The 17,369-nt window shown below is 35.1% G+C and carries 13 protein-coding genes; all 13 read right to left on the reverse strand.

What is annotated here, in order from left to right; all coding sequences use genetic code 11:
* Nucleotides 1–232: 232 nt before the first annotated feature.
* Nucleotides 233–376, reverse strand: a complete 144-nt coding sequence (locus BUE84_RS24420) for a bacteriocin-like protein (RefSeq protein WP_158521369.1) — start codon at nt 374–376, stop codon at nt 233–235.
* A gap of 280 nt (nt 377–656) precedes the next feature.
* A complete protein-coding gene (locus BUE84_RS14275; protein ID WP_145953254.1) occupies nt 657–1,064 on the reverse strand; it encodes a hypothetical protein in 408 nt (135 codons plus the stop codon).
* On the reverse strand, nt 1,061–2,137 hold the full coding sequence (locus BUE84_RS25060) for an RHS repeat domain-containing protein (RefSeq protein WP_409993780.1): 1,077 nt from the start codon (nt 2,135–2,137) through the stop codon (nt 1,061–1,063). The genes BUE84_RS14275 and BUE84_RS25060 overlap by 4 nt, the downstream gene beginning before the upstream one ends.
* A gap of 170 nt (nt 2,138–2,307) precedes the next feature.
* Nucleotides 2,308–2,547 carry a hypothetical protein gene (locus BUE84_RS14285; RefSeq protein WP_079242213.1) on the reverse strand — a complete coding sequence of 80 codons (240 nt, stop codon included), beginning with the start codon at nt 2,545–2,547 and terminating at the stop codon, nt 2,308–2,310.
* Nucleotides 2,547–3,899 (reverse strand): RHS repeat-associated core domain-containing protein, encoded by a 1,353-nt coding sequence (locus tag BUE84_RS25065; RefSeq protein ID WP_079242214.1) that lies wholly within the window; start codon nt 3,897–3,899, stop codon nt 2,547–2,549. Before BUE84_RS25065 ends, BUE84_RS14285 begins: the two co-directional genes overlap by 1 nt.
* Before the next feature lie 167 nt (nt 3,900–4,066).
* On the reverse strand, nt 4,067–4,612 hold the full coding sequence (locus BUE84_RS14295; RefSeq protein ID WP_145953255.1) for a hypothetical protein: 546 nt from the start codon (nt 4,610–4,612) through the stop codon (nt 4,067–4,069).
* Nucleotides 4,596–8,042, reverse strand: coding sequence for a DUF6443 domain-containing protein (locus tag BUE84_RS14300; protein ID WP_079242216.1), 3,447 nt, complete (start codon nt 8,040–8,042; stop codon nt 4,596–4,598). Before BUE84_RS14300 ends, BUE84_RS14295 begins: the two co-directional genes overlap by 17 nt.
* A gap of 5 nt (nt 8,043–8,047) precedes the next feature.
* On the reverse strand, nt 8,048–11,269 hold the full coding sequence (locus BUE84_RS14305; protein ID WP_079242217.1) for a hypothetical protein: 3,222 nt from the start codon (nt 11,267–11,269) through the stop codon (nt 8,048–8,050).
* 6 nt (nt 11,270–11,275) lie between these two features.
* A complete protein-coding gene (locus tag BUE84_RS14310) occupies nt 11,276–12,913 on the reverse strand; it encodes a T9SS type A sorting domain-containing protein (RefSeq protein WP_079242218.1) in 1,638 nt (545 codons plus the stop codon).
* 267 nt (nt 12,914–13,180) lie between these two features.
* Entirely contained in the window at nt 13,181–13,591 is a 411-nt protein-coding gene (locus tag BUE84_RS14315; protein ID WP_079242219.1) for a hypothetical protein, read from the reverse strand.
* Between the two features lie 119 nt (nt 13,592–13,710).
* Complete coding sequence (locus BUE84_RS14320) at nt 13,711–14,109, reverse strand: hypothetical protein (protein ID WP_079242220.1); 399 nt, start codon at nt 14,107–14,109, stop codon at nt 13,711–13,713.
* Nucleotides 14,110–14,202: 93 nt separating this feature from the next.
* Nucleotides 14,203–16,530 (reverse strand): beta-glucosidase BglX, encoded by a 2,328-nt coding sequence (gene bglX, locus BUE84_RS14325; RefSeq protein ID WP_079242221.1) that lies wholly within the window; start codon nt 16,528–16,530, stop codon nt 14,203–14,205.
* An 81-nt stretch (nt 16,531–16,611) separates the two neighbouring features.
* Complete coding sequence (locus tag BUE84_RS14330) at nt 16,612–17,319, reverse strand: prolyl oligopeptidase family serine peptidase (protein ID WP_079242222.1); 708 nt, start codon at nt 17,317–17,319, stop codon at nt 16,612–16,614.
* Nucleotides 17,320–17,369: the final 50 nt, after the last annotated feature.

The following is a 17,369-nucleotide window of genomic DNA, read 5'->3' on the forward strand; positions in this document are numbered from 1 at the left end:
GGGAATCATCCGCTAAAAATTTGAATGTACTCCTAAAATTTCCAAACTCGCATGGATCATCCGGTTCTGCTTCGGATCTGAGTAAGTCCCATGCTCAGACAGTGGAATTTTTTTAACGGAGTCCATTCAAATTTTCTTTACGCTCCTGATTCCTAAGTCGATTAGTAGGGAGAACACATAAAACAGGCTATCCCATTTCTGAGACAGCCTGTTTTTCCTATTTTTTAATTAGTTAATCGATAATAAGTCCGCATGATGTTCCTACAGGAATACATTTTTTTACAAATGAGCACCAAAAATATCCTGGCATACACATTGGGATACCTCCCTGAACTGTTTTCAATTCTCTTTTTGAAAGTTTTCTTAAGTTTTTCATAGTAACATTTTTTGATTTTTTTCCTACTCTTTATGCTTTTCGGATTACGCTTTAATTTGGTAGATCCAATATACATATTTTTCGGATATGAAAACATAACCTGCTTATTTTATTCAACTTACAACGATAATTTGTTTATTAACTTCGGATGATCATTCTTGTATATCAATATTTTTTTAAACAAGGAAAAAACAAAACCTCCGCTGTTGCAGAGGTTTTGTTTTGTTTGTGGACACGAGCTAGAATATGTTAATACTAGTATTTTATATGATATTATTCTTTAATCTATCAATCTGATAAGTTCTCCTAAATATATTTTTTTATTTTTTAAATTATCATTTTCTGATATATTGACTAAATACTTTGCCTTACTCTTCATCTCGCCTTTTCTTAATATTATAGCTGTCTTCTCAACACCTTCATACTTCTTTATAAAATCAGGAATTGGAAAATTGTCTTTATCAACAATAAATAAAGTATCTTTATTATCATAAATATTCTTTACTATATAAAAATTTGATTGATTTTTATTTTTAGCTGGATAATATGATAATAGTTCTACATATATATTTTCACTAGGTTCGGATAAATTTGAGTATGCTATTTCTTTTTCAATTAAAGTTTTTTTTTCTTTACAAGAAACCGTCAAGATCAATGTACAAATTATAATTCTTTTAATATTTTTCATCTTTGCTCACTTGGTATTATATTCTTATTATTTAACCTTCCTGCTTTATATAGCCTATTCATTCTCTTTATTTGTGAAGGCGTGGGGCCAGTAGGATTTTTTATTGCTCCTCGCATCATAAAATTAGATGAAGAAATATCCCAACCAGTAAAAATGTCAAAAAAACCTCCACTAGACTGTTGATCAGGATGTTGAAATCCTCCGATATGACCTAATTCATGGGGCATCGTCTTGTCATTCTTGCCACTCATTATATCACCTACATATTTCTCATTTACCGATACTTCTTTTCCATTCATTTGCCTAGCCACCACTTCACCTTTTTTATAAACTTTAAAATCCTCAGAATCTGAATTTTTTATTTCAATTAACGTATCTGTATTTTTCAAATCTTTTTCATCTTCTATAGCTCTTATATTTATACTTGATGAAATTGTAACATTCGGATTATTAGACACTTTACTAAACATTGCCTCAGTTTGTGATTGTACTATATTTGCAAATTTTTTCATATCAATTTTCTTGTTTGAGGAGCTATTTAGAACAGCCCCAGTAAATACTAAATGATAATTAGTTGTATTTGTCTTTTTATCATAAGTCTCTGTAATTGTCCAATCTCTTCCATCAGGATCAATCATCATAATTGGATTATTTGCTGCATACATCATAGGGTTTAGTTCATAATGTTTCTCCGCCAACGGATCCACAACACCCCATCTCCCAATATCCGGCATATAGAATCTTGCTCCATAATCATACATACCACTTTCTTGTAGTTCCTTGCCATTGTACTTGTACTTATATGCTGGATTTCCTGTTAATACATTATATCCCTCATGCTTCAATCCAAAAGGATAATAATTACTCTCCTCAATGATCTCTGTTCCTGCTCCATTCTTAGCGTAGCTCAATCTGGTATTTCCAAGATGATCCGTATAATTGTACACATACTTTCCGGTCTCAACATTAAAATACCCTTCTGCTGTTGGGAAGAATTTCAATACTGAATCTGTATACTGGAAACCATCCAGATAATCGGTTGTTTCTGTACCGAAAACCTTTCTTACTTTCACCCCGTCTGCTCTGTAAGTATAATCCGTTACTTTGGAGTTTTGGGTAATCTTGCCGGATAAACTTAAATAATTATAATGGATGAAGGAATCTAATTATTAGAACTTATTTAGACATAAATAAAGGCTGTCCTTTTGGAGACAGCCTCTTTTTTATAAATAGTATATTACATTTAAGAGTCTGGAGAATTTAATTTATCAATAAAATCTTTGTTAAAAAGATTTGTTGACTCATTCCCATAAATAAGGTCTAAATATTTTATTATATCACCATCTACATAATTAAAATTAATCTTAATTAAATGAAATGATGCATTCTTTGGTATTCTTTTTTTATTAAAAATAGTAACTATACTTTCTAAAGTCATATTTTTATCCTTTTTGATTTCTTCTATAATTTCTAAATGTTTCATTATTTAATTTCGAATTTTTTTGAATTTTGAACTCTTCCTGTTGCCTTACCTGTTGCTCTTTGTCCATAATAACTAATTGATTTAAATCCTTTATTTTTAGCCCAGGTTTCAATGCTATTCCTATAATCTTTTATTCCAATTTTACCTGCATATTTGGAATATGCTTCTTCTAATGTAATTTCTCCAGATAACACCTTTGTTGGAATTATATCAACTTTCGCATTTACATGGGTCCCTTGTGGTTCTAAATTTGTGTATATAGTCATATCCGGTGCTTCACCATTTCCTTCAAATGAAAAAATAGCAAAATCCTCTCCTATTTCTTCAATATTGTAACCTAGGATTGTAGGAATATTTGACTCCACTTCTGCTGCGTTTTCTACAACATTTGCCGCTTTGGCTGCTCTGCCATAACCACCAAACATATTATAGCCACCTCCACCAAAATCTAACATTTCCTCCCGTTTGCTATTTCCCATCAGTCGAAAAATCCTATCCATTTTTGTTTCTCCTTGGTTATAAAATGGACTTCCTTGCCAAAGACGATAAGAATTTAATCCTCCATATTTATCTGCATTTGTTTTAGAACTGTACTGATTTACAAAACCTCTTTTAATATCGTTCAAGAGCCTAGTAAAAAAATTACTCGTTTTTCGTCTTACAGTAATTACAACTTCTTGTATATTATACGTTTTTCCGTCTGTTCCATCTCCAGGTCCTCCAAAAGGCGCTCTTCCATCAGGATCAATAAAGCGAATTGGATTATTAAAAACGTAATTATAAGGAGACCAGCTTCTCATTTGGTCCGCTAAAGGATCAACAACTCCCCATCTACCTAAATCCGGCATATACATCCTCGCTCCATAATCATACATTCCACTCTCCTGAAGCTCCTTCCCATTATACTTGTACTGATAAGCATTCTGGGTAGTCGCAGTATAATTATGCATTAACCCAAAAGGATAATAAGTATTGACTTCTACAATTTCTCCCGGTTTCCATTCTCCAAGGCAACCAAATTTAGGCGAACATGTTGATGTATTATATCTCCTTGGCTGGATAATACCATCTCCATTTGTATCGGTATAACTTAATCTTACATTTCCCAAATGATCTGTAAAATTATAGACATACTTGTTGAGAAGTGCATCATAATATCCTTCAGAAGTAGGAATGATTCTCAATTTCAATTCTGGAATCTCATTAGGATCAGGAATGAAAGTTCCTTCACCATCCCAGGATTCTCTTAAAAATGTAATTTTATACTGAAAGCCATCCAGATAATGGGTCTCCAGATCTCCAAAAAGCTTCTTTACTTTTACCCCGTCTGCTCTGTAAAGATAGCTTGTCAATTTTGAGTTTTGGGTAATCTTATCTGGTAAATTTAAATAATTATATTGGATGGAGAAATGTAATTATTAACCAGTTATACATATAAAATAAAAGCCACTACAAGAGCGGTGGCTTTTATTCTTACCTCACACACGAAAGGATTCGTGCGGTAGCAGGGCAGATTTTATTAATCATCTTCTAAGTTTTCATACTTATAATCTGTTAAAACCAGTATCCCAAAATATTTCCATTCAAATTCATCTTGATAATTGATTCTTAAAATCAATGTCTTCTTTGTTTTTTGAAGTATTTCAATAGAATTAATTATTTTATGATGAGAGGGGTATTTTCCATACGGTGAAGAAGCTATAAAACTTTTAGAGTTTTCTTTTACTAAATTAAATTCATCAAATATTCCTAATTTTATTTTTTCCTGAGATTTAAAGTTATCTGATTTCAAACAAATTATTTTTTGAAAACTTTTACTTACACCATCATACTTATATAAACTCTCTTTATCAGAATCATACTTCAAATATTCTGACTTCATCGTTGAAGTCTCTTGTTTAAGATAATCAAACATTCCTAAATTGATCTTTTCATTGTTTAGGATTTCTGATTTGTATGTTATAATAATAGGTCTATAAAATTCTAATACCTGTCCTTTTACTAAATTAATGAAAGATAAAAGTAGTACAGATAAAAACGTTATTTTTTTAATTTCCTTTATCATTTTTTTCTTTTTTTGCGTCTTCTCTAACTTTAACAAGTTGATTAACAATTATATCAGAAGGAGAACCTAGCTCTCGCGGAGCGCTTAGTTTAAAGGATTTAGTTCCATATTTAACATGATCAGTATCTGCATCTGTTCCATCTTCTATATGTGCTTTACCTTCATGGTAGATAGCTTCTGCTAAATCATAATTACTATATCCAATAGTTTTTGAATTACCTTCACCATCTACATGTTTAACACTATATCTTAAGTCATTATTCTTTTCTTTAAAATAGTTTTCGTTTAAAGATATCAAATGGACATTTTTATCTCCAGACTGAGATATATCTAAGTTGTTAAATTCAGACATATTACTATATCCTTCAGGAATTGATACTTTCCCATCTTTTACAAGCCCCATAGATTTAACATCTCTTACAGTTTCTGCTATAGTAGAGGAACCAGAACCAAAGTTTTTAGAGTCTATATAAATATCATCAGTTTTACTTGTTCCATATTTGTCCCATAATCTTTTTCCTTCAGGGGTTTTATACAATACTTCTTTTGAAGCTTTAAATGAACCATTGGTTGTTAAGATAATAATATCTATTCCTTGTCTTCCGTCTGGATCTATAAACATAATCGGATTATCAAACGCATAAGTATAAGGACTCCATCTTCTCATCTTCTCCGCCAGCGGATCTACTACTCCCCATCTTCCAATATCTGGCATATAAAATCTTGCTCCATAATCATACATGCCACTTTCCTGAAGTTCCTTCCCATTGTACTTGTATTGATAAGCATTCTGCGTTGTAGCTGTATAATTATGCAGTAATCCAAAAGGATAATAAGTATTGACTTCTACAATTTCTCCCGGTTTCCATTCTCCAAGGCAACCAAATTTAGGCGAACATGTTGATGTATTATATCTCCTTGGCTGGATAATACCATCTCCATTTGTATCGGTATAACTTAATCTTACATTTCCCAAATGATCTGTAAAATTATAGACATACTTGTTGAGAAGCGCATCATAATATCCTTCAGAAGTAGGAATGATTCTCAATTTCAATTCAGGAATCTCATTAGGATCAGGAATGAAAGTGCCTTCTCCATCCCAGGATTCTCTTAAAAATGTAGTTTTATACTGAAAGCCATCCAGATAATGGGTCTCCAGATCTCCAAAAAGCTTCTTTACTTTTACCCCGTCTGCTCTGTAAAGATAGCTTGTCAATTTTGAGTTTTGGGTAATCTTATCTGGTAAATTTAAATAATTATATTCAATAGAGGAAATCCCTTTATCCAAATGTTTGGTCATGTTTCCATTCCCGCTGAGATTGCCATTATCATACTCAATAGGATTAGGAACTGTAATGGAAGGATAACCAGATGGATTCTGCTGTTCATCGGTTACTTTTATCAGCCTGTTTCCGGAGTAATCATATTTAAGATTATCTATACTCATTGCCACAGTGCTTCCCGGAAGAATACCTTCGGATCTTTTAAGCCGTGTAATATTTCCGTTAAGATCATATTCCAGTTTTTCAAAATACTCTTTAGCTGCTTCTGCTCCGGCTTTCTGGTAGAACCCTGCTGACAATCTGTTTAAACTATCATAAACATATCCATATCTTTTCAACGGCTCATTATCTTCTGTTAAGGTTTTCCATGATACCTCAGCAATATTTCCGTTATATTTTGGTTTTACCTTTAAATCAGAAAAATCTGAGTTAGGCATTTCCAATCCTTCTACCTGATTATAATTGATCTGATAACCAAACAGATCGCTCCCTAAGTTGGCAGGATCATTGATCTTTGTCATCCAACCCCGGATATTGTATTGATAATCTATGGTCTGTAATGGTGATGCGGCAGCTGTTCCTCCTACTTTCTTAGATTCCAGCTGGGAAATTTCATTGTACTTATTCTGGGCCAGATATTCAACAGGGTTGCTGCCCACCTGATGGGTGTGGGTCAGAAGCCTGTTCTGAGGATCATAGGTGAATTTTTCTACAATGAGTTTTTCAGGATCTGAACCCAGTCTTCTATGGTAGGTATTGGTCTGAAGAACAACTCCAGTATAGTCAAGTTTATTATTGACCACAGTATATCCTCCTAAATGGTTGTTGCTTCTTGAACCGATGTTTCTTCCTTTGGTATCATACCAGATAAAGTTCCTTGTCCACTGATCATCTTCTATATTTTTGATATAGGAGGCGGTAAGGAGTCCTTTGGTAGTTTGTTCATTAGCCGGATTGTCCGTAAGAAGAGGCTGGGCAAACACATTGGTAACTGAAGATGAACCCGGAGGATAAGTATCATAATAATTGACATTTAGTATCTGGCTAACACTGGAAGGAATGGAAAGTTTGGTATAATATACAGCCATACCATTTAAGGTAAATCCGGCTGCAGCGGTCCTGGTTTCATATAAAACGGTATTGACATTGGCACTGTTTTGTATCGATGCCCTGCTGGCAGTATTATTGGTGATTCCGGTGTAGATGGTTCTTCCAAACTGGTCATACTTAGTAAAGAGCCATTGTCCTTTTCCTTTAAGCTCGGTATCCTGAGTCAAAATAAGCTGATCAGCTTTATTATAAACCATATATTCCCAGCCTTTTCCAGGAAGCTTTTTTTCTACCAAACGGTTTCTTACATCATATTTATACTGATAGCATAAATCATTCAGTACGGTATTAGGATCTGCTTCTAAAGAGGCTTTGGGAGGAATTACATATGCCAATTGATTATAATCATTGTAAACATAATAGGTGTCTGCACTTTCTGTGGCACTGATTACTTTTCTAACCAAAACAACTTGTCCCTGCCCATTTTTAAATTCTATGGTTGGGTTTTCGTCTTCATCAGTGACTGTATTTTTATACAGCTGACCTATTCCGTAAGAGCCGGATAAGGTGAGTTGGGAAGTAAAAGTGGTATAGTTAAAAGTGGCGGTATATTTTTTAACCTCGCCATCGGCATTGGCATCGTATCCAAATTGTACGGGTTTGTTATCCCAGGCAGTTCCCACTTGTTTTTGTCCTATAATACGGTCTAATGGTGAATTTTCCAGGATCTTTTCTGAATAGATTTTCTCTGTTCCATAAGGGGTACTACTTACATTGGCTAATGGGTCGGTAATAATACCACCGTTTAATGTTGCTCCCTGAGGAACAGGAAGGTAGTCCTGAACCTGTCTTCCAAACTGATCGTATTTAATGGGGACAACTACATCTTTTCCCAATGGAGAGGCTTTGACATTGACAATTTGTTTGGGTCTCCCCAATCCGTCAAAATACTGAACGGTTTCTGAACTTTTAACATTAGCAAGTGTAGGATCTGATAAATATGTCTTTGAATAGACATAATTTTCTGTATTGGTAAGCTGTGCGTGGGTAGTTCCTATTATGAGGATTCCTATGGGAATTAATATCTTTTTCATCAGTTTTAGTTTTTGTAATTGTATTTCATCTCCTTCAACACTTTGCCATTCACATCGATCACTTTCTGAAGCCTGTTTGCAGAATCGTACACATAGCTTTCTCTGATTCCGGATGGTGGAGTGATGCTTCTTACCCCAACTAATGGATCATACGTAAAAGTAGTGATCTGATAAGCGGATAAGGCAGTATTAGCTCTGAAGGTATTCAATGCAGAAAAGAAATTCGTTTCATCATTGTTGGGACCAGCTAAAGCATCTGTATTGGAAGCATTAACAATGGAATCAATTAAAGACTGCTGGATGTTTGTTAATTTGGCTCCCTCTATTTTTGCAATAGGCTGAGTTTGGTAGTAACCCCAAACGATTACGGTTGAAATACCGTCTTTTGTGGTGTATTGCTGCAGATTCCCTTTGGAATCGTATTGATCATAAATAACTTCGGTAGTAGGATTATTCTGAAGATCATACGACAATGCTGAGCTTGGAAGTAAGGTCAATGGATTATCATATTTGGTTTCCGTTTTTGAAACAATTTTTGCATTAGGATCGTTAATGCTCTGCTTTTTTATTTCTGTTACCTCTAAAGGAACTCCAATCATATTGGCTGTAATTAATTTTTGATTGTTTTTCTCATGAGCAAAACCGAACGCAGACTCATTTACCTTATTATCTGAATAAGTGATTCTTTCCTTTATTGGGTTGAGATGTTTATAATTTGGATCGTAAAGGTATTCTTTACGTTCAGAAAGCTCCTGATTATTGAAATAGGTCTTGGATAATATGCTTTTCTGTTTTACCCAAGCGGAAGAAATCTGATACCGTTCAACACTATAAAATGCTCTATAGCTTGCAGGAAAAGGAGAACCAATATTAATAAATAAATGATAACCACTAACTAAAATAGAATAAGGCTTTATTGTTAAATAAGGCTCTGCAGCATTGTAATCATTAGAAAACTTATTAAAATAATAATCATTTTCATATTCAAAATCTGTACTTTTTACTAATTTACCGGCTGAATTAAAATATTCTTTCTTTTTAATTTGACCAAGATTATATTTACCATCAAAATAGGTAAATACAGTTGGATTTAACCCAATTGGGTTCAGCCCTCTGCTATTGGAATAAGTATCTATAACTTTATAATTTTCCTGATTTCCGATATATTTTGTCTGCACCCTGTCATAAACGATAGGTTTTCCATTAATTGTACTTGAATTAAAGCTACCAATATTACCAATTGTCGTTATCTGACATATATTGCTAGAAGGATCAGTCGGTAAAGGAGAGGTATAAATATAATTAACATCATCACCTACATAATTTCCAGTAGATTTTCCTTGATCATCGTTGTAATTATATTCAACACTCTGAGCTACAGCATCATTTTCATCTCTTTTTATGATCTTTTTTACTCTTAATCCTCCTGTTTTATAATTTCCTGTTGTTTGAGATGTTGATATTTCTGTCCAGCTTAGTCCAAGTGTAGCATAATAATCGTCAAGATTAATGTGCGGTGCCTGGCCACGCAAATTAACTTTTCTAATTCTTAATCTGTATGCATCTTTTTTGTCTAAGGTTAAAGGTAAGGAGCCCGTAAAAATGAAATTAGCCAAAACGTTATCATCAGTATCCATAATTTCACCCTCAAAATAAGATTTTACGGGAAGATCAAGTGTTGTATTTTCAGGATTTACAGGGCTTGAAAAGTAGGAAGTAAAAGTAACTTTATCTCCATAAGAATCTACAATATTATGTCCGGCAATGGAAAATTCATAATAAGGGGTAACATCACTATCAATTGTAACATTTTTTTGTTCAAATTTTACCTGTTTTCTTGTTGTATAGTAATCATCACCTTCATACTCAATTTCCATACTTCCCCCTGTTGGATACTGAATTTTTTTCAGACTGCCCGAAACCGCATACTCAAGATGCTGTTCTTTATCAATATTAGATCCATATGTCTTTCCTGCAAATTGTGTGAATGGTATGCCTGTCTCTGAACCCCCTCCGTTAGAAAAACCAAAATGATCTGTAGCATCTGAAAGTCTGTTTGGTAAAACTTTGTCCTCATTATAGAAAAGTTTATATTTTGAACCATCATTTGAATTAACAACTTCTTTTAATTTTAACCTTTTAGCTGTTGTAGCATCACCTGCAATTACCTCATAACTGTTAAAATAATCTTTAACCAAATCATATGCTAATATCGTTTGATTTCCATTTTTAACAGATATTTTATCAAGTGAAAGTCCATTATTCAAATCCTGCCTATTACTAGAATAAATAAATTCCACTTTCTCATTTCCAAACTCTATACTTTTTATTGATTGTTCATCAAAAACTTCTGTTGTACTTAAAAATTCTCTAAACACAGAATTCGTTGTCGAGTATTGACAATCTTTATAAATTTCATATCTTTTTGTATTGTTGCTTATATATTTATAATAATCTGTTTTAAGGTAATTGAATTTAATTTCTTTACCTGATGGAAGTTTAATTTTATCGATCTCATAATCTGTCATTGATAATAAATAATCATCATCTGTAGGTATAGAACCACCAAGGGTTCTGGTTTGGTTGGCGGGAGAAAAATAATAGGTAATCCCCTGATCATCCGTTATTTCAAACAAAGATCCATTTAATACAATTTTAATATTATTGTAAGGAACCTGAATGACTTGGCCTGTACTGCTTAAATAAAATTCCCCTGAAAACTGCCCAATAGAATAAGAAAAGATATCGGGCTGGGTATCATGTTTTTTACCCGGAATATCTGGAGCATTTGCCTGGAATCCTGTTATAATAGCTGCGAGGCCATTATCATTTTCAACTTCGTTAGGTTTAAATGAGACCGGGTTAACATAAGGAATCCAGCCCCTATCATCTGCTCCAAAGATCTGTTTTGATAAAGAAATACCTCCTAGACTTAATGACCAGCCTAAGCCTACTTTAGTTGCCATCTCTCTGACTTTTACACCTGAAGCATGATTTTTCAACTCAATAGGCAATTTATATCCATCTACATTTAGTGTATAAATGGGAATATCAACACCAATAGTCCCTGTAGAAGTCGCAGTAGGGATATCTATAAATTTAGACAGCTGACTAGCATCGGGACTCTTGACTGAAATTGCAAATTTATTTTCAGGTGAGACCCCTGAACTTTGACCAAATGCAAATAGTGCGGATAATGTCCCCAACAGCATAATTGTTTTCTTCATCGTAGTTTATTTCTTAATTAATTTAGCATTCGCCATTTTATTCGTATCAGTTTTTACCGTCACCAGATAAGCTCCCTGCACCAAAGCCTGGGTATTAATCTTAGTCACTCTGTTTTTGGTTTTTATACTTTGAAGTTGTCTTCCGCTCATGTCATACAAAAGAATATCAGCATCTTTGAAGTCGAAACCGACTTCTACGTATGCATAATCAGAAACAGGGTTTGGATAGATCTTGATATCGTATTTTTCAATCAGCTGATCTACCTGTTTGTCTCCCAGTTTCATGATTTTCCAGTTTTCTTTACCCAGTTCTTCTGCGCTAGTTCCGGCCAGAATAATAGAACCGTCTCTGTTCAGTTTTAAATCAGATAGCCTTTCTTCTTTTTGTCTGGATTCTCCCTTTATGTGTTTTCTCCACTGTTCATTTCCATTCTGATCAAGGTAGAGCATCCAGAAAGTCTCATCATCAGTTTGAATTCTTCCTTCAGCCTGAGTGTAACCTCCCAACAGAATGCCTTTAGACTTCTCGCTTCCATCTTCCAGCCTTCCGCTTACCACACTCATGCCCATCAAAATATCTCTGTTTTTGAAATTGTAGGATTTCTGCCACTGTTCTTCACCTCTTTCATTGAGAGCAATCAGCCAAAGATCTATTCCTTCTTCCAATCCAACGGTTTTGTTTCCTGATCTTTCTGATCTTGACTCTCCACCGATGATAAAGCCATTTGAAGTTAAGGCCAGAGTTCTCAAATGATCATCTCCTTTTCCTCCGAAATTCTTTTCCCATTCTACTTTTCCGTTTTTGTCGAGTTTTACAATCCAGTAATCTCCTTCACCGAAGTTTTCAGTTTGTTTCGAGTTTCGGGATACGGGATTCGGGTTTTGAACATTTGATGCAGAACCCGCACCTCGCATCCCGGAATCTTGTTCAGAACCCGAAACACGAACCTCGGAACTCCTGGAATAAATCCCAAGTAGCGCACCTCCATCTCTCGTTGGAATCATCTTTTCCACTTCGTCTAAACCTTTTCCTCCTAAAATTAATTGGGAGAGTTCTTTTCCGTTTTTATCAAGTCTCGTGATCCATACATCTTTGGAACCATAGCCTTTTGCAGAATTCTGTACATTTCCGGCCACAAAAAATCCTAAATCGGTAGTTTGAATAACAGATCTTGCTTCTTCATCGGAAGAACTTCCCAGAGTTTTCTGCCACAATTCATCCCCGAATTCATTGATCCTGATCAGCCAGATATCTGAACCGCCTTTAGAATCCTCTTTTTTATCTAAACCTTTTCCTGAATAAGATGTTCCAGCCAAAAGAAATCCTCCATCCTGTGTTGTGACCGTAGCAGATAAATAATCATGGTTTTGTCCTGAAAAATATTTCTCCCAGACTTCCTGTCCCTGCTGGTTAAGTTTTACCAGATGAAAATCATAACCGTTGTTTTGCTTACTGCCTGAAGCCTGTTGTTTATTGCTTTGAATAGAACTACCTGTGATCAAATACTGCTGATCAATGGTTGTGGTGACCTGGCTCAGAAAATCCTGGGTAGAGGATTGGATATCTTTTTGCCACACCACTTCCTGAGCAGATACGCCCAGAATTGTGCATAAGGTAAATGCACAGAGATAAAGTTTTCTCATTCTCGTGTTGTCGTTTTTTGAGTTAGTAATTAGTTTCTTAAAACTTCGCAAATTTAACATTTTTTAAGATAGAAAGTCTCTTTTATGTGGTACCGTTAATCATGTTATTTATCATTTAATTCTGATATATTTTTCATTCTATTATATTGCAAAAATATCTATCCACAACGACAAAACTTGTCGCATTAAAATCCAAATGAATTCATTGATTTCATACCACAAAAAAACCACTCTCCCGAGTGGCTATATATTTTTTTAAGTTTGATTTTACTGATAGATGACTTCATCATTCTTCTTGATCTGGTAACTTTTTTTGTAAGGGCTTAAAACATAGCTGTCTTTCACATGAGCTCCGCTTTTCCATATCTTTGCCTTTCCCTGCTTATCCAAAATAATACTTTTTGCAACTCCATCCGGAATAAATACTTCAGCTTTGGTCATACTTTTATTGAAAATGACTGCCGTCATTGAAGTATAGCTTTTATCTGATTTTACTTCTTTGAGTTTTATTTTCTGATTGAACGTTTGTATACAATTATTTCTTAATTGTGAATACGTATATCCTGCGGAACCAATACAACCATGAACATCTCTGTCTCCTCCCAGAACCGGAGCACTTTTTTGCGCAAAAACGAATGAACCAAGGAACATGGCACTGAGTAAAATTATTTTTTTCATATGTAAAATTTTTGTTTTCTGATGGATTAAAAATATCCCAAAAATGTGATATTAATTAATTTCTCTAAGGTACAAAAAAAACCACTCTCGCGAGTGGTTTTATTTTTTGAAATCGGATTTTACTGATAGATCACGATATTATCTTTTTTAAGCTGATATCCGTTCTTTTTGTAAGGAACCAATACATAACCATCCTTTTTCCATGCTTTGGCTCTACCTCCTGCTCTGGTAAGGATAATACTTCTGTCACCGGCATCTTTTACAAAAACCTCAGCTTTTTTCATGTCTTTACTGAAAATAACTGCAGCTATCGAAGTATAACTTTCTTTAGGAGCGACTTCTGTTAACTTAATCTTCTGTTCAAAAGTTCTTATACAGTCTTTCTTAATTTGAGAATAAGTATATCCTGCAGAACCAATACATCCGTGCGCATCTTTGTCACCACCTTTTATTACTCCTTTTTGTGCAAATGCTAAAGAACCAAGGAACATTGTGCTTAATAAAATTGTTTTTTTCATGTCGATTTGTATATTAATAATTACCCGTGGTATTATTAAAAATCGTGCCAAAAAAATACCATAACACAATCCGGTGAGTTACTTTTTCAGATATTACTTAGTCCAGTTAATCTTTGAATGCTGAACATTGTCAGAGCTAGTTCCGATCATAATATCAAATTCACCTGATTCCCAGTCATATTTCAAATCTCCGTTATAGAATTTCAGATTTTCAGGAGTGATATCGAAAGTTACTTTTTTCGATTCTCCTTTTTTCAAAAATACTTTCTGGAAGCCTTTCAATTCTTTTACCGGTCTTGTTATACTTCCCACTATGTCTCTGATATACAACTGAACAACCTCAGCACCATCATAGTTTCCTGCATTGGTTACTGTAACAGATGCCTGAACAGTCTGATTTCCTTTCGCTGTAGTATTGGAAACTGTCATATCCGAGTAATTGAATTTCGTGTAGCTTAATCCGTATCCGAAAGCATACAAAGGAGTATTACACTCGTCCATATAGTTTGAACGGAATCTTTCATAAGTACATTTGTCTACTTTATCCTGGCTTAGCGGGCGGCCTGTATTTTTAGCATTATAATAGATTGGCACCTGTCCAAGGCTTCTTGGGAAAGTCATCGGAAGTTTTCCGGATGGGTTTACTTTTCCGAACAGAACATCTGCAATGGCATTACCAGCTTCAGATCCTGCAAACCACGCGTTCAAGATAGAATCCGGAGTATCTTTTACATTGGTTAAAGCTAGTGGGCGGCCTGTGAAAAGAACCATCGCGATTGGTTTTCCGGTTTTCTTTAATTCCTTCAGTAAGTCGACCTGAGACTGAGGAATGGTAATTTCTGTTCTTGAAGAAGATTCTCCACTCATTTCAGCAGATTCTCCGATAGCCAGAACAATGACATCTGCTTTGCTGGCAACATCTACCGCTTCTTTTAATAATTCTTCTTTGGAACGGTTGTCTCTGTCTGTTTTTTTACCGTGAGCTGCATAGATTTCTTCCAACTTCGCATCATAGTCTATATTCGCTCCTTTTGCTGATAAAAACTTAACTTCTTTTCCGTAGTTGGACTGCAATCCCTGCATCAGAGAAACTGAAACAGCGTGTTTTGTAGCAACGCTCCATGTTCCGGCCATATTCATTGAGTTATTCACCAATGGGCCAATGACAGCCACTGTTCCTGATTTTTTTAAAGGCAATACCTGATTATCATTTTTCAACAACACCATGGATTGAGCAGCTGTATTTCTTGCTATATTACGGTTTTCCATATTATAGACTTCTTTTGCCGCTAACTTTGCATCTCCGTGCTTGTATGGATTATCAAATAAACCAAGATCATATTTTGCTTCAAGAATTCTTCTTGCCGCCATATCAATTTCGGCTTGTGTCACTTTTCCTTCTGCCAGAGATTTTTTTAAAGTTGTTAAAAAGCCTTCTCCTACCATATCCATATCAACTCCAGCTTTTAAAGCCAAAGCAGATACCTGCTGAAGATCTCCCATACCATGGTCTACCATTTCATTGATACCCGTATAGTCTGTTACTACGAAGCCTTTGAATTTCCATAGATTTCTTAATACTTCAGTCTGAAGCCATCTGTTTCCTGTAGCAGGCACTCCATCCACTTCATTGAAAGAAGCCATTACCGAAGCAACACCAGCATCCACTGCTGCTTTGTAAGGAGGAAAATATTCATTAAACATTCTTACATGGCTCATGTCAACGGTATTGTAATCTCTCCCGGATTCACCTGCTCCATATAGAGCAAAATGTTTTACGCATGCTAAGATGTTGGTACCGTTAGCAAGGTCTTTCCCCTGATAACCATACACCATGTTTTTAGAAATTTCACTTCCTAAATAAGGATCCTCTCCTGAACCTTCTGATACTCTACCCCATCTTGGTTCGCGGGAAATATCTACCATTGGAGAGAATGTCCAGTTGATTCCGTCAGAAGCGGCTTCTCTGGCAGCTACTTTTGCAGACTGCTGGATAAGGTTCATATCCCATGAAGCAGCCAATCCTAATGGAATCGGGAAAGTAGTTTCATACCCGTGGATCACATCCATCCCAAAAATCATAGGAATTTTCAGACGGCTTTTTTCTACAGCTACTTTCTGAACAGCTTTGATCTTATCTGCTCCTTTTATATTGAATAATCCTCCTACTAGCCCCTGTTCTACCTTCTTTCCAATATCAGAACTCTGTGCCTGTCCGGTAGTGAAATCTCCGGAAGTCGGAAGGTTCATCTGTCCTATCTTTTCATCCAAAGTCATTTTAGACAAGAGATTATCTACAAAAGCTTTCTTTTTAGCCTGATACTGAGCCGTCTGATAAGACTGAACGGGCTTCGTTACCATTTCCTGAGCGGAAAATACAGGAGCCAATGCTAAGGTGGCGATTACAATTAACTTTTTCATAAATCTATCTTCTTAAATTATTGTTTTATTTTTTTGCTTTAATTCGATGAGTTTATCTTTCAATCATTGTGTATTTTGGGGTTATTTTTCTTTCTTTTTAGACAGCATCCATTCATACAAATCTGGGTTTGAATAGGCTGAATCCCATGAATTATGATTGTCGTTCGGGAAGATAACCAATTCTGCTGTTGGGTTTACAGGATGCAGCTTTTGATAAAAATTAAAAGCATTAGCGGGCAATACAATATCATCCATTCCGCCATGAAATATTTTCATATTCAGGTTTTTAAACTGATGAATATTGGCAGTCATTACCTGATCTGTCGGTGCGCAGACTGAAGCTACAGCAGCAAACATTTCCGGATGTTCCATGGCCAGCTTTAAAGTTCCCCAGCCTCCCATGGAAAGTCCTGTGAGATAAATGCGTGAAGCATCAATTTTATATTTCTTCTGAATTTCTTTGATCAGATTATAGACGGTAACGGTATCCCACCATGTTCCTTCCGGACATTGAGGTGCCAGAATGGCTACAGGTTCTTTAATCAGATTTTTATAGGTAAACGGGCTGTGTGCTTTTACTAAATCAAGATTAGTTCCACGCTCTCCGGAGCCGTGTAGAAAAACAATCAAAGGAACATTCCCTTTTGTATTCTTAGGGTAATCCAGAATATAGGAGAGTTTTTCCTGTCTTTTAATTTCTTTATTGAGTTCCGCTTTTATCTCCTGCGCATTCAGTTGCAATGAAAACGGCAATAATAAAAGAGGGATATATTTCAGTTTTAGTTTCATATTGTTATTTAGGTTTTGGCTAAAATACAGGGGATTTGATCTTTTTTATT

Origin of the sequence: Chryseobacterium indologenes, from assembly GCF_002025665.1 — a bacterium.
GTDB lineage: Bacteria > Bacteroidota > Bacteroidia > Flavobacteriales > Weeksellaceae > Chryseobacterium > Chryseobacterium metallicongregator.

Excerpts from the sequence above, each read along its gene's own strand:
- bglX (WP_079242221.1), bottom strand. The coding sequence starts at position 16,530 with ATGAAAAAGTTAATTGTAATCGCCACCTTAGCATTGGCTCCTGTATTT.
- BUE84_RS14310 (WP_079242218.1), bottom strand. The coding sequence starts at position 12,913 with ATGAGAAAACTTTATCTCTGTGCATTTACCTTATGCACAATTCTGGGC.
- BUE84_RS14330 (WP_079242222.1), bottom strand. The coding sequence starts at position 17,319 with ATGAAACTAAAACTGAAATATATCCCTCTTTTATTATTGCCGTTTTCA.
- BUE84_RS14275 (WP_145953254.1), bottom strand. The coding sequence starts at position 1,064 with ATGAAAAATATTAAAAGAATTATAATTTGTACATTGATCTTGACGGTT.
- BUE84_RS24420 (WP_158521369.1), bottom strand. The coding sequence starts at position 376 with ATGAAAAACTTAAGAAAACTTTCAAAAAGAGAATTGAAAACAGTTCAG.
- BUE84_RS14285 (WP_079242213.1), bottom strand. The coding sequence starts at position 2,547 with ATGAAACATTTAGAAATTATAGAAGAAATCAAAAAGGATAAAAATATG.
- BUE84_RS14300 (WP_079242216.1), bottom strand. The coding sequence starts at position 8,042 with ATGAAAAAGATATTAATTCCCATAGGAATCCTCATAATAGGAACTACC.
- BUE84_RS14315 (WP_079242219.1), bottom strand. The coding sequence starts at position 13,591 with ATGAAAAAAATAATTTTACTCAGTGCCATGTTCCTTGGTTCATTCGTT.
- BUE84_RS14295 (WP_145953255.1), bottom strand. The coding sequence starts at position 4,612 with ATGATAAAGGAAATTAAAAAAATAACGTTTTTATCTGTACTACTTTTA.
- BUE84_RS14320 (WP_079242220.1), bottom strand. The coding sequence starts at position 14,109 with ATGAAAAAAACAATTTTATTAAGCACAATGTTCCTTGGTTCTTTAGCA.
- BUE84_RS14305 (WP_079242217.1), bottom strand. The coding sequence starts at position 11,269 with ATGAAGAAAACAATTATGCTGTTGGGGACATTATCCGCACTATTTGCA.